The sequence below is a fragment of the Campylobacter ornithocola genome, from assembly GCF_013201605.1.
Taxonomy (GTDB): Bacteria; Campylobacterota; Campylobacteria; order Campylobacterales; family Campylobacteraceae; genus Campylobacter_D; species Campylobacter_D ornithocola.
The window spans coordinates 959,022-979,452 of sequence record NZ_CP053848.1 but is presented as its reverse complement, the minus strand read 5'-3'; the positions used below and the strand labels follow the sequence as shown (position 1 = coordinate 979,452).

The 20,431-nt window shown below is 28.4% G+C and carries 18 protein-coding genes; 6 read left to right on the top strand and 12 right to left on the bottom strand.

All coding sequences use genetic code 11. The features are described from left to right. Positions 1-36 precede the first annotated feature (36 nt). Genes CORN_RS05060 through CORN_RS05050 form a run of 3 tightly spaced genes read right to left on the bottom strand, consistent with a single transcriptional unit; the run spans position 37 to position 2,103 of the window. A complete protein-coding gene (locus CORN_RS05060) occupies positions 37-693 on the bottom strand; it encodes a DNA/RNA non-specific endonuclease (protein ID WP_066006467.1) in 657 nt (218 codons plus the stop codon). Next, the gene (locus tag CORN_RS05055; RefSeq protein ID WP_066006468.1) at positions 690-1,133 is read right to left on the bottom strand and encodes a GatB/YqeY domain-containing protein; all 444 of its coding nucleotides are present in this window, start codon (positions 1,131-1,133) and stop codon (positions 690-692) included. The genes CORN_RS05060 and CORN_RS05055 overlap by 4 nt, the downstream gene beginning before the upstream one ends. 10 nt (positions 1,134-1,143) lie before the next feature. Further along, positions 1,144-2,103 (bottom strand): Ppx/GppA phosphatase family protein, encoded by a 960-nt coding sequence (locus tag CORN_RS05050; RefSeq protein WP_066006471.1) that lies wholly within the window; start codon positions 2,101-2,103, stop codon positions 1,144-1,146. A gap of 55 nt (positions 2,104-2,158) precedes the next feature. On the opposite strand from CORN_RS05050, the gene CORN_RS05045 reads away from it, so the two are divergent. From CORN_RS05045 to CORN_RS05035, 3 genes are read left to right on the top strand one after another with little or no spacing between them, the layout of a single operon-like run. Continuing rightward, the gene (locus CORN_RS05045) at positions 2,159-2,926 is read left to right on the top strand and encodes a pyridoxine 5'-phosphate synthase (protein WP_066006473.1); all 768 of its coding nucleotides are present in this window, start codon (positions 2,159-2,161) and stop codon (positions 2,924-2,926) included. After that, the gene (gene pdxA, locus CORN_RS05040) at positions 2,923-4,023 is read left to right on the top strand and encodes a 4-hydroxythreonine-4-phosphate dehydrogenase (RefSeq protein ID WP_066006474.1); all 1,101 of its coding nucleotides are present in this window, start codon (positions 2,923-2,925) and stop codon (positions 4,021-4,023) included. Before CORN_RS05045 ends, pdxA begins: the two co-directional genes overlap by 4 nt. A 46-nt stretch (positions 4,024-4,069) precedes the next feature. Beyond that, on the top strand, positions 4,070-5,590 hold the full coding sequence (locus CORN_RS05035) for an inorganic phosphate transporter (RefSeq protein ID WP_066006475.1): 1,521 nt from the start codon (positions 4,070-4,072) through the stop codon (positions 5,588-5,590). Here the strand turns inward: CORN_RS05035 and mnmH are convergent. The 9 genes from mnmH to CORN_RS04990 all read right to left on the bottom strand — a co-directional run bounded on the left by mnmH (position 5,585) and on the right by CORN_RS04990 (position 15,814). Beyond that, positions 5,585-6,568: a tRNA 2-selenouridine(34) synthase MnmH gene (gene mnmH / locus CORN_RS05030; protein WP_066006477.1), complete on the bottom strand. Its 984-nt coding sequence runs from the start codon at positions 6,566-6,568 to the stop codon at positions 5,585-5,587. The genes CORN_RS05035 and mnmH overlap by 6 nt on opposite strands. Continuing rightward, positions 6,561-7,049, bottom strand: a complete 489-nt coding sequence (locus CORN_RS05025) for an HIT family protein (RefSeq protein WP_066006478.1) — start codon at positions 7,047-7,049, stop codon at positions 6,561-6,563. The genes mnmH and CORN_RS05025 overlap by 8 nt, the downstream gene beginning before the upstream one ends. After that, on the bottom strand, positions 7,049-7,651 hold the full coding sequence (locus CORN_RS05020) for a beta/alpha barrel domain-containing protein (protein ID WP_066006479.1): 603 nt from the start codon (positions 7,649-7,651) through the stop codon (positions 7,049-7,051). Before CORN_RS05020 ends, CORN_RS05025 begins: the two co-directional genes overlap by 1 nt. After that, positions 7,636-8,871 (bottom strand): tetratricopeptide repeat protein, encoded by a 1,236-nt coding sequence (locus CORN_RS05015; RefSeq protein ID WP_066006481.1) that lies wholly within the window; start codon positions 8,869-8,871, stop codon positions 7,636-7,638. Before CORN_RS05015 ends, CORN_RS05020 begins: the two co-directional genes overlap by 16 nt. After that, positions 8,847-9,218, bottom strand: coding sequence for a YkgJ family cysteine cluster protein (locus tag CORN_RS05010; RefSeq protein ID WP_066006486.1), 372 nt, complete (start codon positions 9,216-9,218; stop codon positions 8,847-8,849). Before CORN_RS05010 ends, CORN_RS05015 begins: the two co-directional genes overlap by 25 nt. Continuing rightward, the gene (locus CORN_RS05005) at positions 9,208-9,900 is read right to left on the bottom strand and encodes a tRNA1(Val) (adenine(37)-N6)-methyltransferase (protein ID WP_066006488.1); all 693 of its coding nucleotides are present in this window, start codon (positions 9,898-9,900) and stop codon (positions 9,208-9,210) included. Before CORN_RS05005 ends, CORN_RS05010 begins: the two co-directional genes overlap by 11 nt. Further along, on the bottom strand, positions 9,894-10,838 hold the full coding sequence (locus CORN_RS05000; protein WP_066006490.1) for an NAD(P)-binding domain-containing protein: 945 nt from the start codon (positions 10,836-10,838) through the stop codon (positions 9,894-9,896). The genes CORN_RS05005 and CORN_RS05000 overlap by 7 nt, the downstream gene beginning before the upstream one ends. Before the next feature lie 786 nt (positions 10,839-11,624). Further along, positions 11,625-15,137 carry an acyl-[ACP]--phospholipid O-acyltransferase gene (locus tag CORN_RS04995; RefSeq protein WP_066006492.1) on the bottom strand — a complete coding sequence of 1,171 codons (3,513 nt, stop codon included), beginning with the start codon at positions 15,135-15,137 and terminating at the stop codon, positions 11,625-11,627. 68 nt (positions 15,138-15,205) lie between these two features. After that, positions 15,206-15,814 carry a nitroreductase family protein gene (locus tag CORN_RS04990; RefSeq protein ID WP_066006496.1) on the bottom strand — a complete coding sequence of 203 codons (609 nt, stop codon included), beginning with the start codon at positions 15,812-15,814 and terminating at the stop codon, positions 15,206-15,208. 128 nt (positions 15,815-15,942) lie between these two features. Here CORN_RS04990 and CORN_RS04985 point away from each other — a divergent pair, with 128 nt between their 5' ends. Genes CORN_RS04985 through CORN_RS04975 form a run of 3 tightly spaced genes read left to right on the top strand, consistent with a single transcriptional unit; the run spans position 15,943 to position 20,346 of the window. Further along, positions 15,943-17,076, top strand: a complete 1,134-nt coding sequence (locus CORN_RS04985) for an efflux RND transporter periplasmic adaptor subunit (RefSeq protein ID WP_066006497.1) — start codon at positions 15,943-15,945, stop codon at positions 17,074-17,076. Continuing rightward, positions 17,073-19,004, top strand: a complete 1,932-nt coding sequence (locus CORN_RS04980; protein ID WP_066006498.1) for an ABC transporter permease — start codon at positions 17,073-17,075, stop codon at positions 19,002-19,004. The genes CORN_RS04985 and CORN_RS04980 overlap by 4 nt, the downstream gene beginning before the upstream one ends. A 1-nt stretch (position 19,005) precedes the next feature. Beyond that, on the top strand, positions 19,006-20,346 hold the full coding sequence (locus tag CORN_RS04975) for a TolC family protein (protein ID WP_066006499.1): 1,341 nt from the start codon (positions 19,006-19,008) through the stop codon (positions 20,344-20,346). The last annotated feature ends 85 nt before the right edge of the window (positions 20,347-20,431 follow it).

Below are 20,431 nucleotides of genomic sequence, written 5' to 3'. Positions count from 1 at the left end.
TATTATATTTATAAAGAAGTGCTTAAGTGGGTAGTGCTAGTATTTGATATATTTTCTACAATCTTCTTTGAAATAATTTCTATCAAATCTTGCAAAATTATCATTATTTGGCACTTTATAACATTCGCTAAAATTTTTAGTTTTGAGTATTTTTACATAAAAATTAGGTATAGCAATGTTGTTTTTAATGCGTTTTGGTTTATCATCATAAAGCACTAAATTTAAGACTTCTAGTTCTTTATTTTTCTTTGCTAAATATCTTTCTCTTTGCTCGATTTCATTCCAAATTTCAGCATTGATATCTTTTTTTTGCGGAGTGATATTGCTCATTAAAAAAGTGCTAAGTTGGGCTTGTGTGGTTGCATTCATGGATTGATTTGGCACGACATGTCCTCTTGTATAGCCACTTCTTAGATAATCTTCCCAATAAGTTCTATACTTTTTAGGTATGTTAGTATCTTCTGAAAATTTTGGGCGTTTTTTAATGTGTCCTTGGTTTAAAATTTTAGCTTCTAATTTATAAGCAATAGCCTTAGTTCCTTTATAATTATAATCATAACAATTAATATAATAATATTTATCCATCAATAAAGAGCAATCTTTAAAATACTCTTTAAAGCTAGGGTGTAGTTCATATTGAGTATAGGCAAAAGAACTTAAAGCTAAAGCACAAAGTGTTAGAATTTTTTTCATGCTAAAAGCTTTCTTACCATTTCATTTAATCTTTTACCATCAACACTCACGCCAAAAATCGCTTTAGCTTCTTTCATCAAAATACCTTGTTCTTTTAAAGAGCTAATTTGTAATTTTTCTATGAGTTTTTTTAACTCACTTTCTAATTCCTCGTCGCTAAGTTGTTTTGGTAGATAAGTACTTAAAATAGCTACTTCTTGGAGTTCTTTTTGTGCTAAATCTTCTCTAGAGCCTTTGCTAAAAGCAAGTGCTGCTTCGTTTCTTTTTTTAATCTCGCTTGCAATGATTTTATATATTCTTTCATCATTAAGCGTAATTCTCTCATCAACTTCTATTTGTTTAAAGCTAGCATTTAGTGTTCTCAAAGTGTTTCTTTTAAAATCATCTTTATTACGCATAGCCTCTTTGATGTCTTCTAAAATTTGATCTTTTAAACTCATTTTTTCTCCTTTAAAATTTGATATTTTTAAAATGTGCTATACACACACCTTCCCTAACGCCATCATCAATTACAATGAGTTTTTGCTTATTAAATAAAGCAAAAAGTATCATTGAGCCTGCTATGAGGTATTTTTTTCTATTTTCTCCAAGATAAATTTTAGCTTTTTCTTGTTCTAAATTCCAAATTTTTAATGCAAAATCAAAAAAATCTTTGCGTTTGAGTATTTTACCATTTACACTTTCTTCTAGATAATCTTTGTATTTTATGTTTTGTTTATAAGCACAAAGTGTGGTAGGTACTCCTGAATTTAATATGAAAAAATTTCCTTTTAATTTTATATCTTTACTAAGATTAAAAGCTTTTAAGGCGAGTTGTTTTAAATGTGCAGGGTAGGGGCTTAGATGAATTTTTAATTTTTCATCTTTAATGCGAGTGAGATTTTGGGGATATTTTTTAAAAAAATTTATATAAACACTTGGTTTTATGGCTTTAAAATTCATTCTTTCATAAAAACTAATAATTCCAAAATCATAACTTTTACTAAAGTTATGATTTGAAATTTCACAAGAAGCACCACCTAAATCACAATAACTTAAATCTTTTCTAAAAAGCTTAAGCATTTTAAGACGCTCTTGCATACCTAAAATGCTTAACTTTGCTTCTGTTTTTGCATCGATTAATTTTACATTGAGTTTAAATTCTTTTTGAATTTTTTCAAAAATAAATTCAGTATTTTTTGCTTTTCTAAAAGCAGCTGTGGCGACTGCTTTAGCTTGACTTAAGTCATAGTTTTTTTCTTTTAAGATTTTTAAAGCGTTAAAAATCCTTTCTATGGCTTCATTGCTAATGGTATCATTTTGCATATTTTTAGCTGCTGCTATGATAAATTCTTCACTTTTTAGTTTATTAAATTTCTCATCCATTAAAACAGCTCTTAATGTATTTGAACCCATATCAATACCTAGCACTAGCTCTCCTTAAAAAATTTAAAGTATAATAGCAAAAAACTTATAAGGAAAACTTATGCTTTTAGGGGTTAATATCGATCATATAGCAGTTTTAAGAGAAGCTAGAAAAGTAAATGATCCTGATTTACTTGAAGCTGCTATTTTGAGTGCAAATTTAGCTGATCAAATTACTATTCATGTAAGAGAAGATCGTCGCCATACTAATGAGTTTGATTTGGAAAATATCTTAAAATATTGCAAATGCGTGGTTAATCTTGAATGTTCTGTGGATATGATAGAATATGCTTTAAAATATAAGCCTTCACGCGTTACTTTAGTACCTGAAAAAAGACAAGAGCTTACAACTGAAGGTGGTTTAAATCTTCATAATGAAAAATTACAAAAAGCTATTAATGCTTTAAAACAAGAGCAAATTGAAGTTTCTTTATTTATTGATCCAAATTTAGAAGATATTAAAAAATCATCTTCTTTGAATGCTGATTTTATAGAGCTTCACACAGGTTTGTATGCTAATATCTATAATGCTTTGTATACTAATATCAATCAAACTTCTTATGCATTGCCTGAGCTAATTTTAAGTAAAAATGAACTCAAAAAGCTTTTAGAAAATGAACTCCAAAGATTAAAACAAAGTGCAAGTTTGGCTAAGAGTTTAAATCTGAAAGTAGCTGCTGGACATGGGCTTAATTATAAAAATGTAAAAAATATTGTGGATATTTTAGAAATAGAAGAGTTAAATATAGGTCAAAGTATAGTAGCAAGATCGGTTTTTGTAGGTTTAGAAAAAGCCATATTGCAAATGAAAGCTTTGATTAAAAGATGAAAAAAATTGCTATTAGCGTAGGGGATTTAAATGGCATAGGTATGCAAATTTTATTAGCTTGTCATGATGAGCTAGTAAAAATTTGCGAGCCTTATTATTTTGTACATTATGAATTGTTTCAAAAAGCGAATAATCTTTTAAAAATAACCCCTAAATCTAAAATCAATTTGGTTGAAATTTCTTATGCCTCAAAGCCACAATTTACCTTTAAAGAGAAAAAAGAAAATTTTTTAATTTATGATTTTTCATATCAAGCTACTAAAATTATTGATTTTGATTTTGAGTTAAATCCTGCAAATTTAGATGCCAAAAGCGGGACTTATTCTTTTTTAAGTTTTGAAGGGGCTAGTTATTGTTCGAATTTATTTTTAGATGCTTTAGTAACTTTACCGATTAATAAAAAAACTTGGCAAATGGCAGGAGTAAATTATAAAGGTCACACAGAAGCATTAAGAGATTTTTTTAAACAAGACGCTATTATGATGCTAGGGTGTGATGAGCTTTTTGTGGCTTTATATACTGAGCATATAGCTTTACGAGAGGTTTATAAGCAAATTAAGGCTTTAAAATTAGCTAAATTTTTGATTAATTTTTATCAATGCACTTTATTTGAAAAAATTGGAGTTTTAAGTTTTAATCCTCATGCAAGTGATAATGGTGTAATAGGTGGAGAAGAAGAGAAAGAAATAAAAAAAGCTATAAGAATGGCAAATGTATTTTTAAAAGATTGTGTATTAAATTTGCAAAATTTAGAAAATGAAGACTTTTTGAGTCAAAAAGAAAAAGAACTTTCTCGCAAGGAAAATATTTTTTTAAGTGAGCCTTTGGTTGCTGATAGTGCTTTTACTCCTTTTGCACTAAGTAAATGCAAGTACTTAGTCAGTATGTATCATGATTTAGCTTTAGCACCTTTGAAAGCTTTGTATTTTGACAAAAGCATTAATGTGAGTTTAAATTTACCCATAATTCGCACTAGCGTTGATCATGGGACAGCTTATGATAGGGCTTATAAGAATGAAAAAATTAATTTGCAAAGTTATATTCAGGCGGTGAAATCTGCTTTACAATTTTTAAAAATCAAAGAAAAAACTAAGTAAAAGTTACTAAAATTAATTCATTAAAATAAATTTTTAAGGAGAATGCTTGAGTAAAGATAATGCTATTGCATTTTTTATTTTTATTGTGAGTGTTTTATGTTTTTTTGTTTGGGGGTATAATTATATTCCTAATAATTCCATGATATTGTTTATCCTTGCTAGTGTATTTGGTATTTTTATGGCCTTTAATGTTGGTGGCAATGATGTTGCAAATTCATTTGGCACTAGTGTGGGTGCCAAAACGGTTACTATAAAGCAAGCCTTGATTATAGCGGCAGTATTTGAACTAAGCGGTGCTGTGTTTGCAGGTGGAGAAGTAACAAACACCATAAGAAGTGGTATAGTAGTTTTGCCTGATGGAGTTAATCCTATGGTGTTTGTATGTGTAATGCTTTCGGCTTTACTAAGTTCAGGAATTTGGCTTTTTGTAGCAACAAAAAAAGGACTTCCAGTTTCTACTACTCATAGTATCATAGGGGGTATTGTAGGTTCAAGTATTGCTATGGGGTTTGTATTTTTTGATCAAGATCAAGCACTTTCTATGGTAAATTGGAATGGTATTTATAAAATAGCTATGAGTTGGGTTGTTTCACCTTTGCTTGGTGGGCTTGTAGCGTATTTAATTTATGCTTATATTTATAAGAAAATTTTAAAGCCATCAGAAGAAATAACTCTTGTGGTAAAAGAAATCAAAAAAGAAAAAAAGGCTTTTAAAGAAGAATATTTTGCAAATTTAAAAAATAAAAGTCAAGAAGAGCAAATTAAAGAGCTTAGTGCTATTGTTTTAGATGATGATGAAAAAAGAAGTGAATATAAACTTAAAATTAAAGAATTAAAAGAAAAAGAAAAAAATATAGATGTTTTTTCAAAAATGAAATTTCATGTTCCTTTGATAGCTGGTATAGGAGCATTGACGATTGCTTCTATGTTTTTATTTAAAGGCTTAAATAAGGTTTCAACTCTAGATATAATGCAAAATTTATGGATAGTTTCGATTATTTCTATTTTTGCTTATATTGTTACTTTGGCGGTTGTGAGATTGATGAAAAAAACTCAGGTTAATAAAACTATAGAAAAGATTTTTTCATGGTTTCAAATTTTTACTGCTTCAAGTTTTGCTTTTTCACATGGAGCTAATGATATAGCTAATGCCCTTGGGCCATTTGCTGCAATTTTAGATGTGCTTAAAAATAATACCATTAACCCCAGCTCTCCAGTGCCTTTTGCTGTGATGCTTATGTTTGGCATAGCTTTAGTTATTGGGCTTTGGTTTTTAGGTAAAGAAGTTATTCAAACTGTGGGTTCAAAACTAGCTGAAATTAAGCCAACAACAGGTTTTAGTGCTGAACTTGGTGCAAGTATTGTTATACTTTTAGCCACTCAGCTTGGAATCCCAGTAAGCTCAACTCATATTTTAATCGGTGCAATTTTAGGTATAGGGGTGTTTAATAAAGATGCTAAATGGGCTATGATGAAGCCTATTGGTCTAGCTTGGGTGATTACTTTACCTGTTGCGGGAATTCTTTCAAGTGTTATTTTTATTATCTTTGTAAATACAATCTTATGAGTTTAAACTCATAAGATATTTTTTAGCTTCATCTAAATTAGAACTATTGATAAAATAATCAATTTTCGTAGGTTTTTTATATACTTTATCATAATATTCAAAGAGCATTTTTACACAAAGCTCCAAATTGTTTTCTTCATAGTTTTGGCAAAGTTTTAGCTTAAAATCTTTGCTAATATAAGGTGAGATTTTTTCAACACATTGATAAAATACTTTTTTATCCATTGGAGTATAGTTTTTTAATACTCTTTGAATGCGTAAATTCATATCGCACTCACACCAAATTTTCTTAGCTTTTTGCATACTATTATATAAGTTTAAAGGAATGGTTAAATTTCCAATTTGTCTGCTTTCAGCTTCTATAAAACAAATTTTATGAGTATAATCTTTTAAAAAATAAAATAGCTCATCTTCAAAGGCTTTTTGGCTTGGTTGTTCTCCATAAATTTTACCAAAGCTTGATCCTTGATGGTTGGCTAGTTTTTCTAAATTTAAAGTATTGTCTAGAGTTTGGATTAAATCAGTTTTGCCACTTGCTGTATTACCACAAAGACATAAAAACTCAATATTTAGTTCTTTTTGAAAAAACTCACTCACATAGCTCCTATAAGCCTTATACCCACCTTTTAATCTTACAACCCTATAGCCAAGCTCAGCTAAAATTAAAGCAATAGCTTTTGATCTTTTGCCACCCCTTGCACAATAAATTCCTACCAAAGAGCCTATTTTATAATTTTGATAAAGCATGTTAATATGTTCACTCATATTTTTGCAAATATAACTTGCACCCTTTGCTTTAGCTAGTCCTTTGTTTTTCTTATAAAGCGTGCCTATTTCTTCAAATTCGCTATCATTTAATGCATAGTAGTTTTGTGCAGATTTTATATGGGCATAGTTGTATTCTTTGGGACTTCTTGCGTCAATTAAAAGATCAAATTTAAATTTTAAAAAATTTTCAAAATCGATTTCTTTATACATAATCTTTAAAAGCTTTACATAAAGTGGTATAAACTTTTTCTAAATCACTCCCACAAACCCTAGTTTGCCCTATGGTGGTGATAAAATTTGTATCTCCTTGCCATCTTGGAATTAAATGATAATGACAATGTGGCGCTATGCCAGCTCCTGCTGCACTACCTAAATTCATACCTATATTAACACCACTAGCATGAAAATTTTCTTTTAAAATTTTTACTCCAATTCGTACAAAATGGCTAATTTCTAACCATGTTTTATCACTTAAATCTTCTATATTTTCTAAATGCTCATAAGGAATAATCATAAAATGACCTGGACTATAAGGGTATTTATTCATAATGCCAAAACATTCTTTAGTTCTAAAAATCACCCCAAGTTTTTCATCTTCATTAAGCTCATGCTTACAATGACAAAAAGGGCAAAAATTTTTATCTTTATTGTTAAAATAAACATCTCTCCAAGGTGCGTATAAATACTCCATCAACTCTCCTTTACATAAGCATGTAGATTTTTGATGTTTTTACTTATAAGAGCTTTATTTTTTGGTATTAAAGGCAATAATTTTTCATCTTCTAGTAAAAAAATTCTAGCTCCAGCTAAAATAGCATTATTAAGATCGCTTTTGCTTTCAAGATAAAAAATGGCCTCTAAATCAAGATGTATTGCAAAATTATAGAGTTTTTTTAGTTGCATGGTTTTTAGCATTTTAGGAAATATAATAAACGCATCAGCCCCATATACTAAGCTTTCTAAAATTTGATATTCATCAAAAATAAAATCAAATTGCACAATAGGTTTTTCATGATAGCGTCTAAAAAGACTTAAATTTTGTATGTCTTGATTAAGCAAAGGGCTTGTTGGTAAGATGATGGCATCGAAATTTTCATGATTAAAATTTAAATCTTTAGAATATAAAAAATGTGAAAGTTTTCCTTCAAGTAAAAGTGTATAAATATCTTTAGGATAAAAAGCATTAGAAGCTAGACTCCTGCCTAGCATATCATAAGGAAAAATTTCTTTTTTAGATTCTAGAATTTTTTGTGTTTTTGAAAAATGATTTTTTAAATCTATTGTTTTAAACATTTTTCGATGGCCTTTAAATGCTCTTTGCTTTCATCTGAGCTTGAAAATTCTTTATCATGCAGTGTTTTTTGAAAAATTTCATAAGCTTTTTTACAGTCTTTAAGCTTGTAATATCCCCAGGCTAAAGAGTCTAGATAGTAAAGATTTTGTGGTTCTTGTTCAAGCGCCCAGCCTACTAGCTCTATACCTTTGGCTATATCAATATCATATTCAATTAAAGCATAGCCATAGTAGTTTTGATATAAAGCATCACTGCGCACATCTACGCTTTGTTCAAATTTTTTCATGATAGAGGCTAGAATTTTTGGGTCCGTGACTTTTTTACTTTTAGGATCCATATGAATTTCAAATTCTAAAACACCTGCCATAGAAAGATATTTTTTATCTTTGCTAAGTTCATAATGTTTTAAAGCTATTTCATAAGCCTTTTTATAGTCTTTTGTTTGTGTGTATAAGAAAATTTTGGTATCAGGATCTATGTTATATTTTTGGGTTAAATTTAGAGCCTGAGTATAATTTTTTTCTTGTACTAGTAATTCTATTATGGCATATATGTATTTAATATCATTGTTGAGTTTGTATAATTTTTTAAGGGTTTGAATACTCGCTTTGTAATCTTTTTGCTCTTGATAAATTTTTAAAAGTAGAGTGCATGTTTTAAGAGTGCAATGTGAGTTTTTTACAAATTCTTCTAAGGCATTTTTGGCTTGATTGATATTTTTATTTTTGATATTAATTTCAACTATTTTAAGTAGTAAATTTTCATGTTCAAAGAGTTTGTAAGCAAGATTGTATTGCTCTAAAGCTTTGGTATATAAAGCTTTTTTAGCAAAAATATCACCTAGTATTTCATAATTTCTATAGTCTTGTTCTTCTTTGATAAGTTTATAAAGTATAGCTTCAGCTTGTTTATAATCTCCTATTTCGAAAAAATATAAAGCATTTAATCTTGCAATGGCTGTGTGTTCCAAAAAGTCTTTGGAAGCTTTTAAAAGTTCATCTTTTTGTTTTAAATTAGCACTTAAAGCTAAAAGTAAAGCCTTTTGTAAATAAATACTTTCATTGTTTTCATGAAATAAATTTGTATAAATATCACATGCTTTTTGAAATTGTCCATGTTCTTCATAAATAAGCGCTTGTAAGATTTTATCTTCATTTTTAGCTAAAGCTAGACTTGTTAGAATAAAAACTATAATTAGTGAAAGCAAACTCCTATACATTCTTTTTTTAACTCCTCTTTGTGTGTTTTAAAATACTCCCAAAACGGAAAAGTCCTACATTGTTTTGGTCTGTGTTTGTAAATTAAACATTTTTTATACATTGTATCAAAAAAAATACAACGATAGCCATTTTCATACTTTGCTTCTTTAAAACTATATTTAAATCCAACTTTGATGAGATATTGCTCTTTAAAAGTTTCAAAACTTAAATTTAAAAAAGTAGCAATAGCTTCTAATTCTTCTTTGCTAGCATAGATATATCCACTTTCTCCAGTGCAACATTTACCGCCACATTTTTCACAAGCATTTTCATCAAAAGAATAATCAAAATCTTTTTCACATATCATAACTTATGGTTCCTGTAGTTTTATAAATTTCACTAATTTTTGGATTTAAAACATCATTTTCATACATAAAAAGCGTAGGTATTATCGCACAAGGACTTTTGCTATTTTTTTTAATATGCATTAAAACAAGTCTTGCGTTAGTTTGTGTATTGGTATGAATGCATTGAAGTGAAACTAGTTTTAGTTTAAATTGTTTTAAATAAGCACAAATTTCATCTAAAAAACTTGCCTCATAACACATAAAAAAACTACCATTTGGCTTGATTAAAGTATTTATTTTAGCAAACATTTTATCAAGTGGCATAAATTCTTGATATCTTGATATACATAAATGCAAATCTTGGCTTTTTTGTGTATTTTTTTTATAAAATGGAGGGTTAGAGATTAAAAAATCAAATTTTATAGTGCTTTTATAGTTTAAAAAATCTTCACAAATACCTTGAATTTCAAGTTCATTTTCTTTGGCATTTTTATAACTTAGTTTGATATTTTGCTCTTGAATATCTAGTAGAAAAACTTTTGAATTTGGAAATTTTTGCTTTACTAAAAGTCCTAAAATTCCGCAACCACATCCTATATCAAGGATGTTTCCTTTTAAATTATATTTAGATACAAAGTCAAAAAGCAAAAGACTATCGTTGTTATAGCGATAGCCTTTTGGGTGTTGAAAGAGTTTTAGCATTTATAAAGATGATCGCAGATTTTAAACGAATCATTTAAGCCCACTACAATAGAAGCTCCGTTTTTACTCGCTATATCGCCTGCTACAAATAATCCTTTCACATTACTTTCTTTATTCTCATCAAAGCTTGGCACGCCTTTTTCATCAACTTCTATAGAGCATTTTTGTAAGAAATCAAGTGGGGTAGAACCACCAATAGCATAAATAATGCGATCATAAATTTCGTTTGTATTATTAGTGAAATTTACTTTAGCTTTACCATTTTCGTCTTCAATGCTAGTTATATCTATGCCAAGTTTTGCTTTTATGCTACCTTGTTCAAAAGCTTTTTGAATATCTTCAAGATTAATATCGTTTAATCTTGAGAAAGTTTCTCTTCTATAACAAAGTGTAACATCATTATTTTTAGCTAAATCTATAGCGTATTCTGCTGCTGAATTTCCACCACCTACAACTAAGATTTTTTCACCTTGGCTTGCTGAATTTGCATTAAAATTAATGATTTTTGTTAGAGTTATAGGTAAAGTATAGCTTGGTTTATTTGGTTTACCCATTCTACCTATGGCAATAACTGCATTTTTGCAAATATAATTTTCATTTGCAGTGCTAACGATGAAATTTTCTCCATCTTTTTTAACACTTTCAACTTCACTAGAAAGCTTTATTTCAAGATTATGCTCTTTAATGGCATTTTGGAAAGTTTCTATCGTACTTTCTCTTGTTCCATCTTCAAAATTTATATGTCCATGATTTGTGCTATCACAACCTTTGTAAGCTTTATCTACTCTTTTACCTTCTTTATAAAATTTTACTAAGGTTTGACAAATCGCATCAGCTTTTTCTAAAACAATAACTTCTTTATTTTTTATTTTAGCTTCTACCCCTGCTGCAATACCTGCAGGACCAGCACCAATAACTACCATATCAAAAATTTTCATTATTTCCCTTTTTTAGTATTTTAATGTGTAAATGTATCAAAAAAATGATAATAAAATCTAAAAACAACAAAATATTTTAATAAAATCCATTAAGAATTTTAAAAAAACCTAATTCATTATAAGATAAATAAACTAGAAAATTCCATTACAAAATTGCCAGAAGAAAGTTTTAAAGATTTAAAATTTACAGAAAGAATTTTAAGATTTTAATGTATAAATGAAAGATTAGATCTATTAGCTTTAGATAAAGAAAGTGATTTTGTAATCATTAGAGAATAAACGAGATGATAGCGGAAAAGAGATATGACTTGACAAACATTTAGGTAGGTTTTTTATTGTTCTGCTTTTAGTAAGAGTGATATCAAAAATTTACTAATAGTATTTAGTAAGTGAAAATTACAGAAAAAAATTATACAGATTTTTGGTATTGACAAAGAAAACTAATATTAAATATAAAAGGTTAATAACAATATATTATTTTAGTAGCAATAAATTTTTAGAAAAGAAGTGTAAGAATAACTAGCAAAATGGATTAAAGTAGAAAATGGAGTAAGGTTTTGTTGGTATGTTCTCATTGTTAATAAAGATCGAGTCAGAGTTAAACTTTATATAGATAGCAAAGATTAGAAGAAAAAAGAGCTTGTGAAAAAGAATTAATTCTTATAATGAAGAAAATTGAGATGAGATTATAGATTTTATGATGAAAAATGTGCAAAATTAGAAAAAAGTATGAAAGAGAACATTTGTTAAGATTAACTTAGAATTAAAATAAGCCAAAGGCTTATTTTAATGAGTTTGTAAGATTTTAGCTAAATCTTTAGCACCTTTTAAATCCACTTTACCAGAACCTAAAAGTGGAATTTGTTCTACTTTAAAATATTTACTTGGTTTGAAAATAGCAGGCATAGTAGAGTTTTTAATTGCCTCACAAATTCCTTCAAAGTCTTGATCTTGACATTCTATTAACAAGCACACCATTTCACCTTTTTTATCATCATCTAGTGCTACTGCACAAAATTTTACTACATCTGTATTGATAAATTTAGCAATTTCTTCTTCTAAAGCTCCTAAAGATATCATCTCGCCACCAATTTTTGCAAAACGAGAATAACGATCTACTATATATAAAAAGCCATCCTCATCTACATGACCTTTATCGCCGGTATTGTACCAGCGTATGCCATCGATTTCTTTGATAACTTCATCGGTTTTTTCTTTATTGTTTAAATAACCCACCATAACCTGATGACCACCAATGAGTATTAATCCATCTTCTCCGTGATTTAAACTTTCATAAGTAGATGGATCTACTATGCGTATAGCACTTCCTGGCAAAGGCATGCCTACACTGCCTTCTTTATTTGCACGGTGTAAAATCCAATAATCAGAATCAAATTTATTTGGTAAATTTACACTTGCAACCGGAGTGGTTTCAGTAGCCCCATAGCCTTCAAAGATAGGTTTTTTAAATTTCATCTCAAAAGCACTTCTTACTTCACTTTTGAGTTTTTCAGCACCTGAGACGATAATCCTTAAGCTTTCAAACATAATTGCATCAAGTTTTTTATTTCTTGCATAAATACCTAAAAAAGTTGAAGTAGCACACATAATGCTAACATTATTTTTTACTATAGCTTTTGCTACACCTAGTGCATCTGTTGGATCAGCATGTGTTATGCTTTTAATTCCTTCTAGTAAAGGCATAAAAGTAGTTACAGTTAATCCAAAAGCATGAAAAGGTGGTAAAGAAGATAAAACAACATCTTCATTTTTTGCACATAATACATCTGAAATTTGAGCTATATTGCTTAAGATATTGCGATTGTTTAGCATTACCCCCTTAGGTGCTCCCTCACTACCGCTACTAAATAATATAGCAGCTATGGCAAGGTTTTGCTTATTAGGTGCAAATAATGCCTTTATTAAACAAGTAGGTAAGATGCTTACTAAAGCAAGTATAGAAAAGATTTTGAGTTTTTGTCTTTTAAAGCTTGCGATAACATCTTCCATAAAGATGATTCTAACATGTTCTTCAAATTCTAATTTTATACCTTTATTCTCTAGTTTTTCCATAAATTTTCTAGAAGTATAAATTTGTTGAATTTGAGAGCTTTGAATAGCTTGATTAATCGCTTTTACACCTGCTGTGAAATTTAAATTTACCACGATTTTATTTGCAAGTAATACAGCTAGATTGCAAAGGGAGCTAGCCATAGAAGCAGGGAGTAAAATTCCTATACATTCTTCTTTTGGAGTATAGCTTCCCTGAATAGGTTGTATGTTTAGTTCATGTGATCTGTTTTTTATAAAAGAACTAAAAATCAAGCTTAAAGCAAGCATTTTTCTATAAGTAATACCACCTATTAAAGGATCAACAATAGCAATTTGACTTAAATTTCTTTTAGCACTATCTATCCAAGCTCTAGCTATGGTATGCATACTTTCACATTGAGATTTCCAAGCAATAAAAGAAAGTTCAAAAACCTTTGCTTTAACTACTTCTTTTTTAGAGTGTATTGGTAAACTTTTTCCAAAAGCAATGGCGATTTTTCTTTTACTTATTTTACGATTTCTTGCTGAAAATTCTTCATCACTTCTTGAAAAAGTGCTTCCCCAAAGTCCTCTAATATAAAAAGGCAAAATCACTCCATCTTGTTCTTCTAATTTTGAGCAAACTAACTCAAAACCACCTTTAAATTCATTTAGTTGACCATGGCGTGAAAGCACACCTTCTGGAAAAAGACAAACTAAATTTCCATTTTTAATATGCATAGCAATAAGCTCTAAGCTTGATTTACTAGAAGTGCTTGAAACAGGAATAACTCCAAATTTATCAAGAAAAATTTTAATATACCACTTAGAATAAATGCTTTTTTCCATAACAAAATAGATTTTTCTTGGTATAGCCATTTGCACTATAGCCCAGTCTATAAAAGATATATGATTACCAAGCAATAATGCTCCACCTTTTTCAGGAATATTCTCAAAACCTTCTACCAATAAACGATAACGTTGAAAAAATGCCATACTCATTAACAAACGTACTAAAGAAAAAGGTAATTTACTTAGCACATAGATACTTCCAAAAAATGCTACTGCTATAATAAAATAAAATAAATTTATTACTTGTATTTCTAAATAAGCACTAAAAGTAGCTAGTGCTAAAAACCCTAACATAAAAATATTTTGTACAAAATTATTTCCTGCTAAAACTTTTCCCAATTCGTTTTCTCTAGAGTGAAATTGTATGAGAGAGTTTAAAGGTATGATAAAAAATGCTCCACTTAAACCAAAAATAAAAAACACCACACTATAGCTTAGTAAAGTTTCTAAAAATGGTATTAAAATACTCATTAGAAAAACCCCTAAAGCACCTAGCGGTATAAGGCCTAATTCGATGTAATTTTTAGAAAACTTACCGCTAATAAGTGATCCTATAATCACCCCTATACCAGAAAAAGCTAAAGAGCATTGCACATAAAAAGTATTTTCTATAAAAAGATCATTTTTTGCATATATAGGAAAACTCACTAAATAAAGCTGTGATATAGCCCAAAAAAACGAAATTCCTACAATACAAAGCCAAATGATTTTATGAGAAAATATTGTTTTTAAATTAGACACTAAAAGCTTTCCTTGAAAATATTGTTTTTTATCAAAACTTAAGTTTTTATTTTCTTCTTTTAAACTAGGAAGTTTATAGGCTAAAAAAAGTTCTAATAAAGCAAAAGCTATTAGTACAAAACCCAAAGGTGCAATTTGTGTTAAAATATCTGAAGGAGTATTAAAATTCGGCTCAAAAAGTATTTCAAAACTTAGGGAAAATACCGCCATACCGGCTAAAATAGCCACAATACTTACAGCATTTACAGCTCCATTTCCCATAGCCAAAAGTTCTTTTCCTACTAATTCTTTTATAAAGCCATATTTTGCAGGAGAATATAAGGCAGATTGCACTCCCATGATAAAAGTCATTATAAAGGCAAGCCAAAATGCCCCAAGATAATAACACAAACAAATAATACAGGTTAATATGACTGAAAATAATGCGGATATTTTCATGATTTTATTTTTAGGAAATTTATCTGCTAAAAATCCAGAAGGCGAAAGCATAAGGATAAAAGGTAAAAGCATTAAAGCATTGACAATAGCAGTTAGAAAAAGCTGAGTGCTATCTTCGTAAAATTTATAGATAGTGTTTTGTATAATGATTTTGTGTCCTAAATCTACAAAAGCATTAATAAAAGCTACTGTTAAAAATGGCAATACGCCAAAAATCTTTAAAAATTTTTCTTGCATTAAAAACTCCATTTTATTTTAAAATATTATTTTATTATATAAAATTTAAATGGAGTTTTGATATTTGATTAATCTTTAAATTCTACCACTTCATCAAATGCAAAACGAGCTTTTTCTACGCTAATATTTTCTTGGATATGTCCTAGAGTAATAAGCATAGATACTCTTTGTTTGGTAGTGTCTAAATTTAAATATTGATTGATTTTTTCTTTATTAAATCCACCGATGATACATGAGCCTAAATTTAAACTATAAGCAGCGTTAACAATATTTGTTATAGCTATATAGCTTTGTTCTTTTGCATAAATAAAACTTTGTTCTAAATCCATTGCTTCTAAAAATGGTTTATAAGTTTGCAAGCGTTTGTTTAAATCTTCTTGATTTAAACCACGTTTTTTTAGTTTTTCTTCAAAATAATCTTTAAAATCAGCCCTTGAAATCACAACTATAATAGCAGCACAATTTGCTACATGGCTTTGATTATTAGCTATTTTGGCAATTTCTTGTTTGTTTTTATCTTTTTGAAAGACTAAAAATTTCCATGGTTCAAGCCCTAAAGAACTAGGTGATAATCTAGCACATTCCAAAATGTATTCTAAATTTTCTCTAGAAATTTTTTCTTTGGTGTATGATCGTATTGAAGAGCGATTTTGCATTAATTTTAAATAGTTTTTCATTGGTATTCCTTTTTTTGTTTTATATTATATTTTAAATGCTTTGAAAAATGTTAAAATTATATTTTGTTGATATAATTTTATTTTTGCTTCACAAAAATGTTTTAATATTAATTTTAAAAAGGTAAAAAATGAAAAAAATAATTTATTTAAGTGTATTTTTGATTATACTCATTGGTGGGGTGTATTTTTTCTTTTTTGCAAAAAAAGAAGAATATAATTACCTAACTTATGAAGTTAAAAAACAAGATATTACTCAAAGTATAGAAGCAATTGGTGAAGTTTATGCAAAAACTCAAGTAGATGTTGGTGCACAAGTTAGTGGACAAATTACTAAGCTTTATGTGAAATTGGGCGATCATGTTAATGAGGGCGATTTAATAGCACAAATTGACAAAGATAAACAGCAAAATGATTTAGATATTACAAAAGCTCAGCTTGAAAGTGCAAAAGCAAATTTAGAAAGTAAAAAAATAGCCCTTGATATAGCTACCAAACAATATCAAAGAGAACAAAAGCTTTATGAAAAAAAAGCCACTTCTTTAGAAAATCTTGAAAATTTAAAAAATACTTTTTATGCCTTAAAAGCTAATGTAGCTGATTTAAAAGCTCAAACAACTCAACTTGAAATTTCTTTAAAAAATGCTCAAAAAGATTTAGCTTATACTACGATAACTGCACCTAGTAAAGGCGAAATTATCAACGTAGCTGTTGAAGAAGGTCAAACTGTAAATGCAAATCAAAACACACCAAGTATAGTGCGTTTGGCTGATTTAAGTGAAATGGAAATTCGCATGCAAATAGCTGAAGCTGATATAAATAAAATTAGTATAGGAAAAAAAGTTAAATTTAGTATTTTGAATGAACCAGATAAAAAATATGAAGCTATTATCTCAAGTATTGATCCGGCAAATACTACCATAACAGATGCGACAAGCAATACTAATTTAAATTCAAATTCTAACACAAGTTCTAGTGCTGTGTATTATTATGCTAGAGTTTTTGTGAAAAATGATAATAATTTTTTACGCATAGGTATGAGCACAGAAAATGAAATCGCCATTAAAACAGAAAATGATACTTTAATTATACCAACTTTAGCAATAAAGAGTGATTCAAATGGTTATTATGTAGAAATCTTAAAAGCAAATAATATAAGTATAAAAACACCTGTAAAATTAGGTATTAAAGACAGTTTAAATACTCAAATTTTAGATGGAATAAATGAAGGTGATTTGATCATCATAGGTAAAAATAAAAAATGATATACTTAGAAAATGTACAAAAAAAGATTAACAATACAGTTATTTTAGAAAATATTAATCTTTGCATTCAAAAAGGAGAATTTGTAGCAATCATTGGACAATCAGGTAGTGGAAAAACTTCTCTTTTAAATATTATAGGCACACTTGATGAGCCAAGTAGTGGGAAATATTTTTTAGATCAATTTGAAGTTACTAGTTTAAGCAAAGATGAAAAAGCAAGGATTAGACGCGAAAAAATTGGCTTTATTTTTCAAAGATATAACTTACTTAGTCTTTTAAGTGCTAAAGATAATGTAGCTTTACCAGCTGTTTATGCGGGTAAAAATAAACAAGAACGCTTGCAAAGAGCTAAAGAATTACTTTCTTTTTTAGAACTTGATCATAAAGAATTTTCTAGACCAAATGAATTAAGTGGTGGGCAACAGCAAAGAGTTTCCATAGCAAGAGCTTTAATGAATGGCGGGGAACTTATTTTAGCAGATGAGCCAACAGGCGCACTTGATTCTAAAAGCGGTAAAATAGTTTTAGAAATTTTAAATAAATTAAACGAGCAAGGACATACTGTAGTTTTAGTAACTCATGATAGAGAAATTGCAGCTAGAGCAAAAAGGGTTATAGAAATCAAAGATGGTAAGATTATTAGTGATAATGGTGCAAAAAAAGCAGAATATTTTACAGCTAAATTAATGCCAAAAGAGAAAAAAAGTTTTAATTTACTTAAAAATCAGCTTTTTGAAAGTTTAAAAATGTCTATAGCTGCCATCATAGCACATAAGCTTCGCTCTTTGCTTACTATGCTTGGTATTATAATAGGTATAGCCTCAGTTGTTTGCGTGGTTGCTTTGGGTCTTGGAGCTCAGCAAAACATACTTGCTTCTATTAGTTCCATAGGAACTAATACTATAGAGGTTGTTTCAGGGCGTGGCTTAGGAGACATCAGATCAGGTAGAACAAGGCTTAACTTAAGTGATTTAAAAACTTTAAATTCTTTGCCTTATTTAGAAGCTGTTGAAGCAGATGTGGGTAAAGTAGGGGTTGTAACTTATAAGAATAATTCTTTACAAGCTAGAATTCATGGAGTAGGACCAAATCATTTAAGACTTAGAGGTTTTGTGATGGTAGATGGTAGATTTATTAACAATGAAGATATCAAAGATAATTCTAATATTTGTATAGTTGATGAAAATGCTCTGAGATTTTTATTTGACAATGATGGTGCTAAAAATGTTTTGGGAAAAAGTATCATCTTTGATAAACAACCTTTAACTATAGTTGGGGTTTTAAAGAAAGAAAGGGATAATAAAGGCTTTAAGCCAGATGAAAATACCATTAAAATTTACACTCCTTATACAACTTTAATGAATAAAATCACAGGTGATAAACAAATAAGAGCTATAGTAACTAAAGTAAAAGATGAGGTAAATCCAGCTTTAGCTGAAGAAGCAATGGTAAAAATTTTAGAAATTAAACGCGGTAAAAAAGATTTTTTCACTATTAATTCAGATGCGATTAAAAATGCTATAGAGGAAAATACTGCCACTTTAACCTTGTTAATTTCTTCTATTGCAGTGGTGTCTTTGATAGTAGGTGGTATTGGTGTAATGAATATTATGTTAGTTTCGGTGAGTGAGCGTACAAGAGAAATTGGTGTAAGAATGGCTATTGGAGCTAGAAAAGAAGATATTTTAATGCAATTTTTAATTGAAGCTGTGTTGATTTGCTCCTTGGGTGCTATTTTTGGAGTAATGCTTTCTTTTGTGATTATTGAAGTGTTTAATTCGTTAAATATTGGCTTTACTATGATTCTTTCATTAAATTCAGTATTTTTAGGACTTTTAAGTTCTGTTTTAATTGGTGTTATTTTTGGATTTTTTCCAGCTAAAAATGCTGCGAATTTAAATCCTATTAGTGCTTTGTCAAAGGAATAAAATGAGAATATTTTTACTATGTTTTGTAGCCTTTTTTTTAAATGCTTGCATGGGTGTAAAATTAGAGCAAGTATCTCAAGAATATATAAAAAAAGAATATTTTGAAGAATTTAATGCAAGTAAGGCTTGGTGGGAAAAGTATAATAATCAAGATTTAAATAATGTTTTAAAAGCAATTGTTGATAACAACAAGGATTTAAATGTAGCAAGGGTTAATTTTTTGAGTACTTTAGCAAAGTATAAACTTTTAAAATTAGATCTTTATCCTACTTTGAGTGGAAATTTAGGTGCAAATATAAGAAAAAATTTAAACAATGGTTTAGAGTCACATAATTTTTCCAACGGTATCATGTTAAATTATGAACTTGATATATATGGTAAAATTTCAGATCAAGTTGCAAGTTCTGAGTTTTTAGCAAAAGCAAGTGAATATGAGTTGCGTTCATTAGAACTTGATACGATTAATTTAGCGATTAATAGTATCTTTGAATTTATTTATTTTAATGATGTTGATCGTTTGCTAAATGATCATTTGAGAAATCTTGAGCAAATGCTAGAAATTTATGCTACTAAATTTGATTATGGCAAGGTTGAGTATATTGATCTTTTAAATATCAAAAAATCCTTATTAAATACTAAGCAAAATATCATTACAAATTTACAAAATAAAGATTTGACTTTTAAAAATTTAAAAGATTTATTAGGTAAAGAAGATGATTTTTTGATTAATAAAATGCTAAATTATACTCTTGAAGATTTTTCTTTGCAAAAAATTAATTTTGATGTAGCTTTAAAAATACTTGCTTATAGGCCACAAGTTCAGGCAAAATTAAATCAACTTATGGCTTCTTATAAAGATTATACAAGTGTGCAAAAAAATATTTTACCTAGTATAAAAATATTAGGAAATTTAGATGGAAGCAATAAGAATATAGATGAGAGTTTTAAATTTTTAATCTTAGGTGGAAATGTTGCTATTGATTTGCCATTTTTAGATTTTTATAGAGTAAAACAAAATGTGAAAATTTCTGAATTAGCATATCAAGTGCGCTTATATGAATATAAAGATGTGCTACAAAGAGCTATCAATGAATTTAAGCTTTGTTATGAAAATGATAGATATTATAGTGATTTGTTAAATTTGGTAAAAGATATTAATATTAATCAAGCAAAAATTACACAATTATATTTTGAAAAATATGAATTAGGTCGTAATGAATTAAAAGATTATCTTGATGCAGACGCTTTGCTTATTAGCTCGTTTCAAGAACTTAGTAGAGCAAAACTATCTTTATTAAAAAACATTAATTTATATCATAATATAGTGTTAATTTCAGAGTAAAAAACTTAAAAATGTTTCATTTTGTAATGTTTTAAATAAAGAATGTGATTATTTGTATTGTTTTAAAGCCATTTAGAATAAAATT

Bases quoted from the DNA above. Each gene is read 5' to 3' on its own strand.
- CORN_RS05060 (WP_066006467.1), bottom strand. From the start codon at position 693: ATGAAAAAAATTCTAACACTTTGTGCTTTAGCTTTAAGTTCTTTTGCC.
- CORN_RS05055 (WP_066006468.1), bottom strand. From the start codon at position 1,133: ATGAGTTTAAAAGATCAAATTTTAGAAGACATCAAAGAGGCTATGCGT.
- CORN_RS05045 (WP_066006473.1), top strand. From the start codon at position 2,159: ATGCTTTTAGGGGTTAATATCGATCATATAGCAGTTTTAAGAGAAGCT.
- pdxA (WP_066006474.1), top strand. From the start codon at position 2,923: ATGAAAAAAATTGCTATTAGCGTAGGGGATTTAAATGGCATAGGTATG.
- mnmH (WP_066006477.1), bottom strand. From the start codon at position 6,568: ATGTATAAAGAAATCGATTTTGAAAATTTTTTAAAATTTAAATTTGAT.
- CORN_RS05025 (WP_066006478.1), bottom strand. From the start codon at position 7,049: ATGGAGTATTTATACGCACCTTGGAGAGATGTTTATTTTAACAATAAA.
- CORN_RS05020 (WP_066006479.1), bottom strand. From the start codon at position 7,651: ATGTTTAAAACAATAGATTTAAAAAATCATTTTTCAAAAACACAAAAA.
- CORN_RS05015 (WP_066006481.1), bottom strand. From the start codon at position 8,871: ATGTATAGGAGTTTGCTTTCACTAATTATAGTTTTTATTCTAACAAGT.
- CORN_RS05010 (WP_066006486.1), bottom strand. From the start codon at position 9,218: ATGATATGTGAAAAAGATTTTGATTATTCTTTTGATGAAAATGCTTGT.
- CORN_RS05005 (WP_066006488.1), bottom strand. From the start codon at position 9,900: ATGCTAAAACTCTTTCAACACCCAAAAGGCTATCGCTATAACAACGAT.
- CORN_RS05000 (WP_066006490.1), bottom strand. From the start codon at position 10,838: ATGAAAATTTTTGATATGGTAGTTATTGGTGCTGGTCCTGCAGGTATT.
- CORN_RS04995 (WP_066006492.1), bottom strand. From the start codon at position 15,137: ATGCAAGAAAAATTTTTAAAGATTTTTGGCGTATTGCCATTTTTAACA.
- CORN_RS04990 (WP_066006496.1), bottom strand. From the start codon at position 15,814: ATGAAAAACTATTTAAAATTAATGCAAAATCGCTCTTCAATACGATCA.
- CORN_RS04985 (WP_066006497.1), top strand. From the start codon at position 15,943: ATGAAAAAAATAATTTATTTAAGTGTATTTTTGATTATACTCATTGGT.
- CORN_RS04980 (WP_066006498.1), top strand. From the start codon at position 17,073: ATGATATACTTAGAAAATGTACAAAAAAAGATTAACAATACAGTTATT.
- CORN_RS04975 (WP_066006499.1), top strand. From the start codon at position 19,006: ATGAGAATATTTTTACTATGTTTTGTAGCCTTTTTTTTAAATGCTTGC.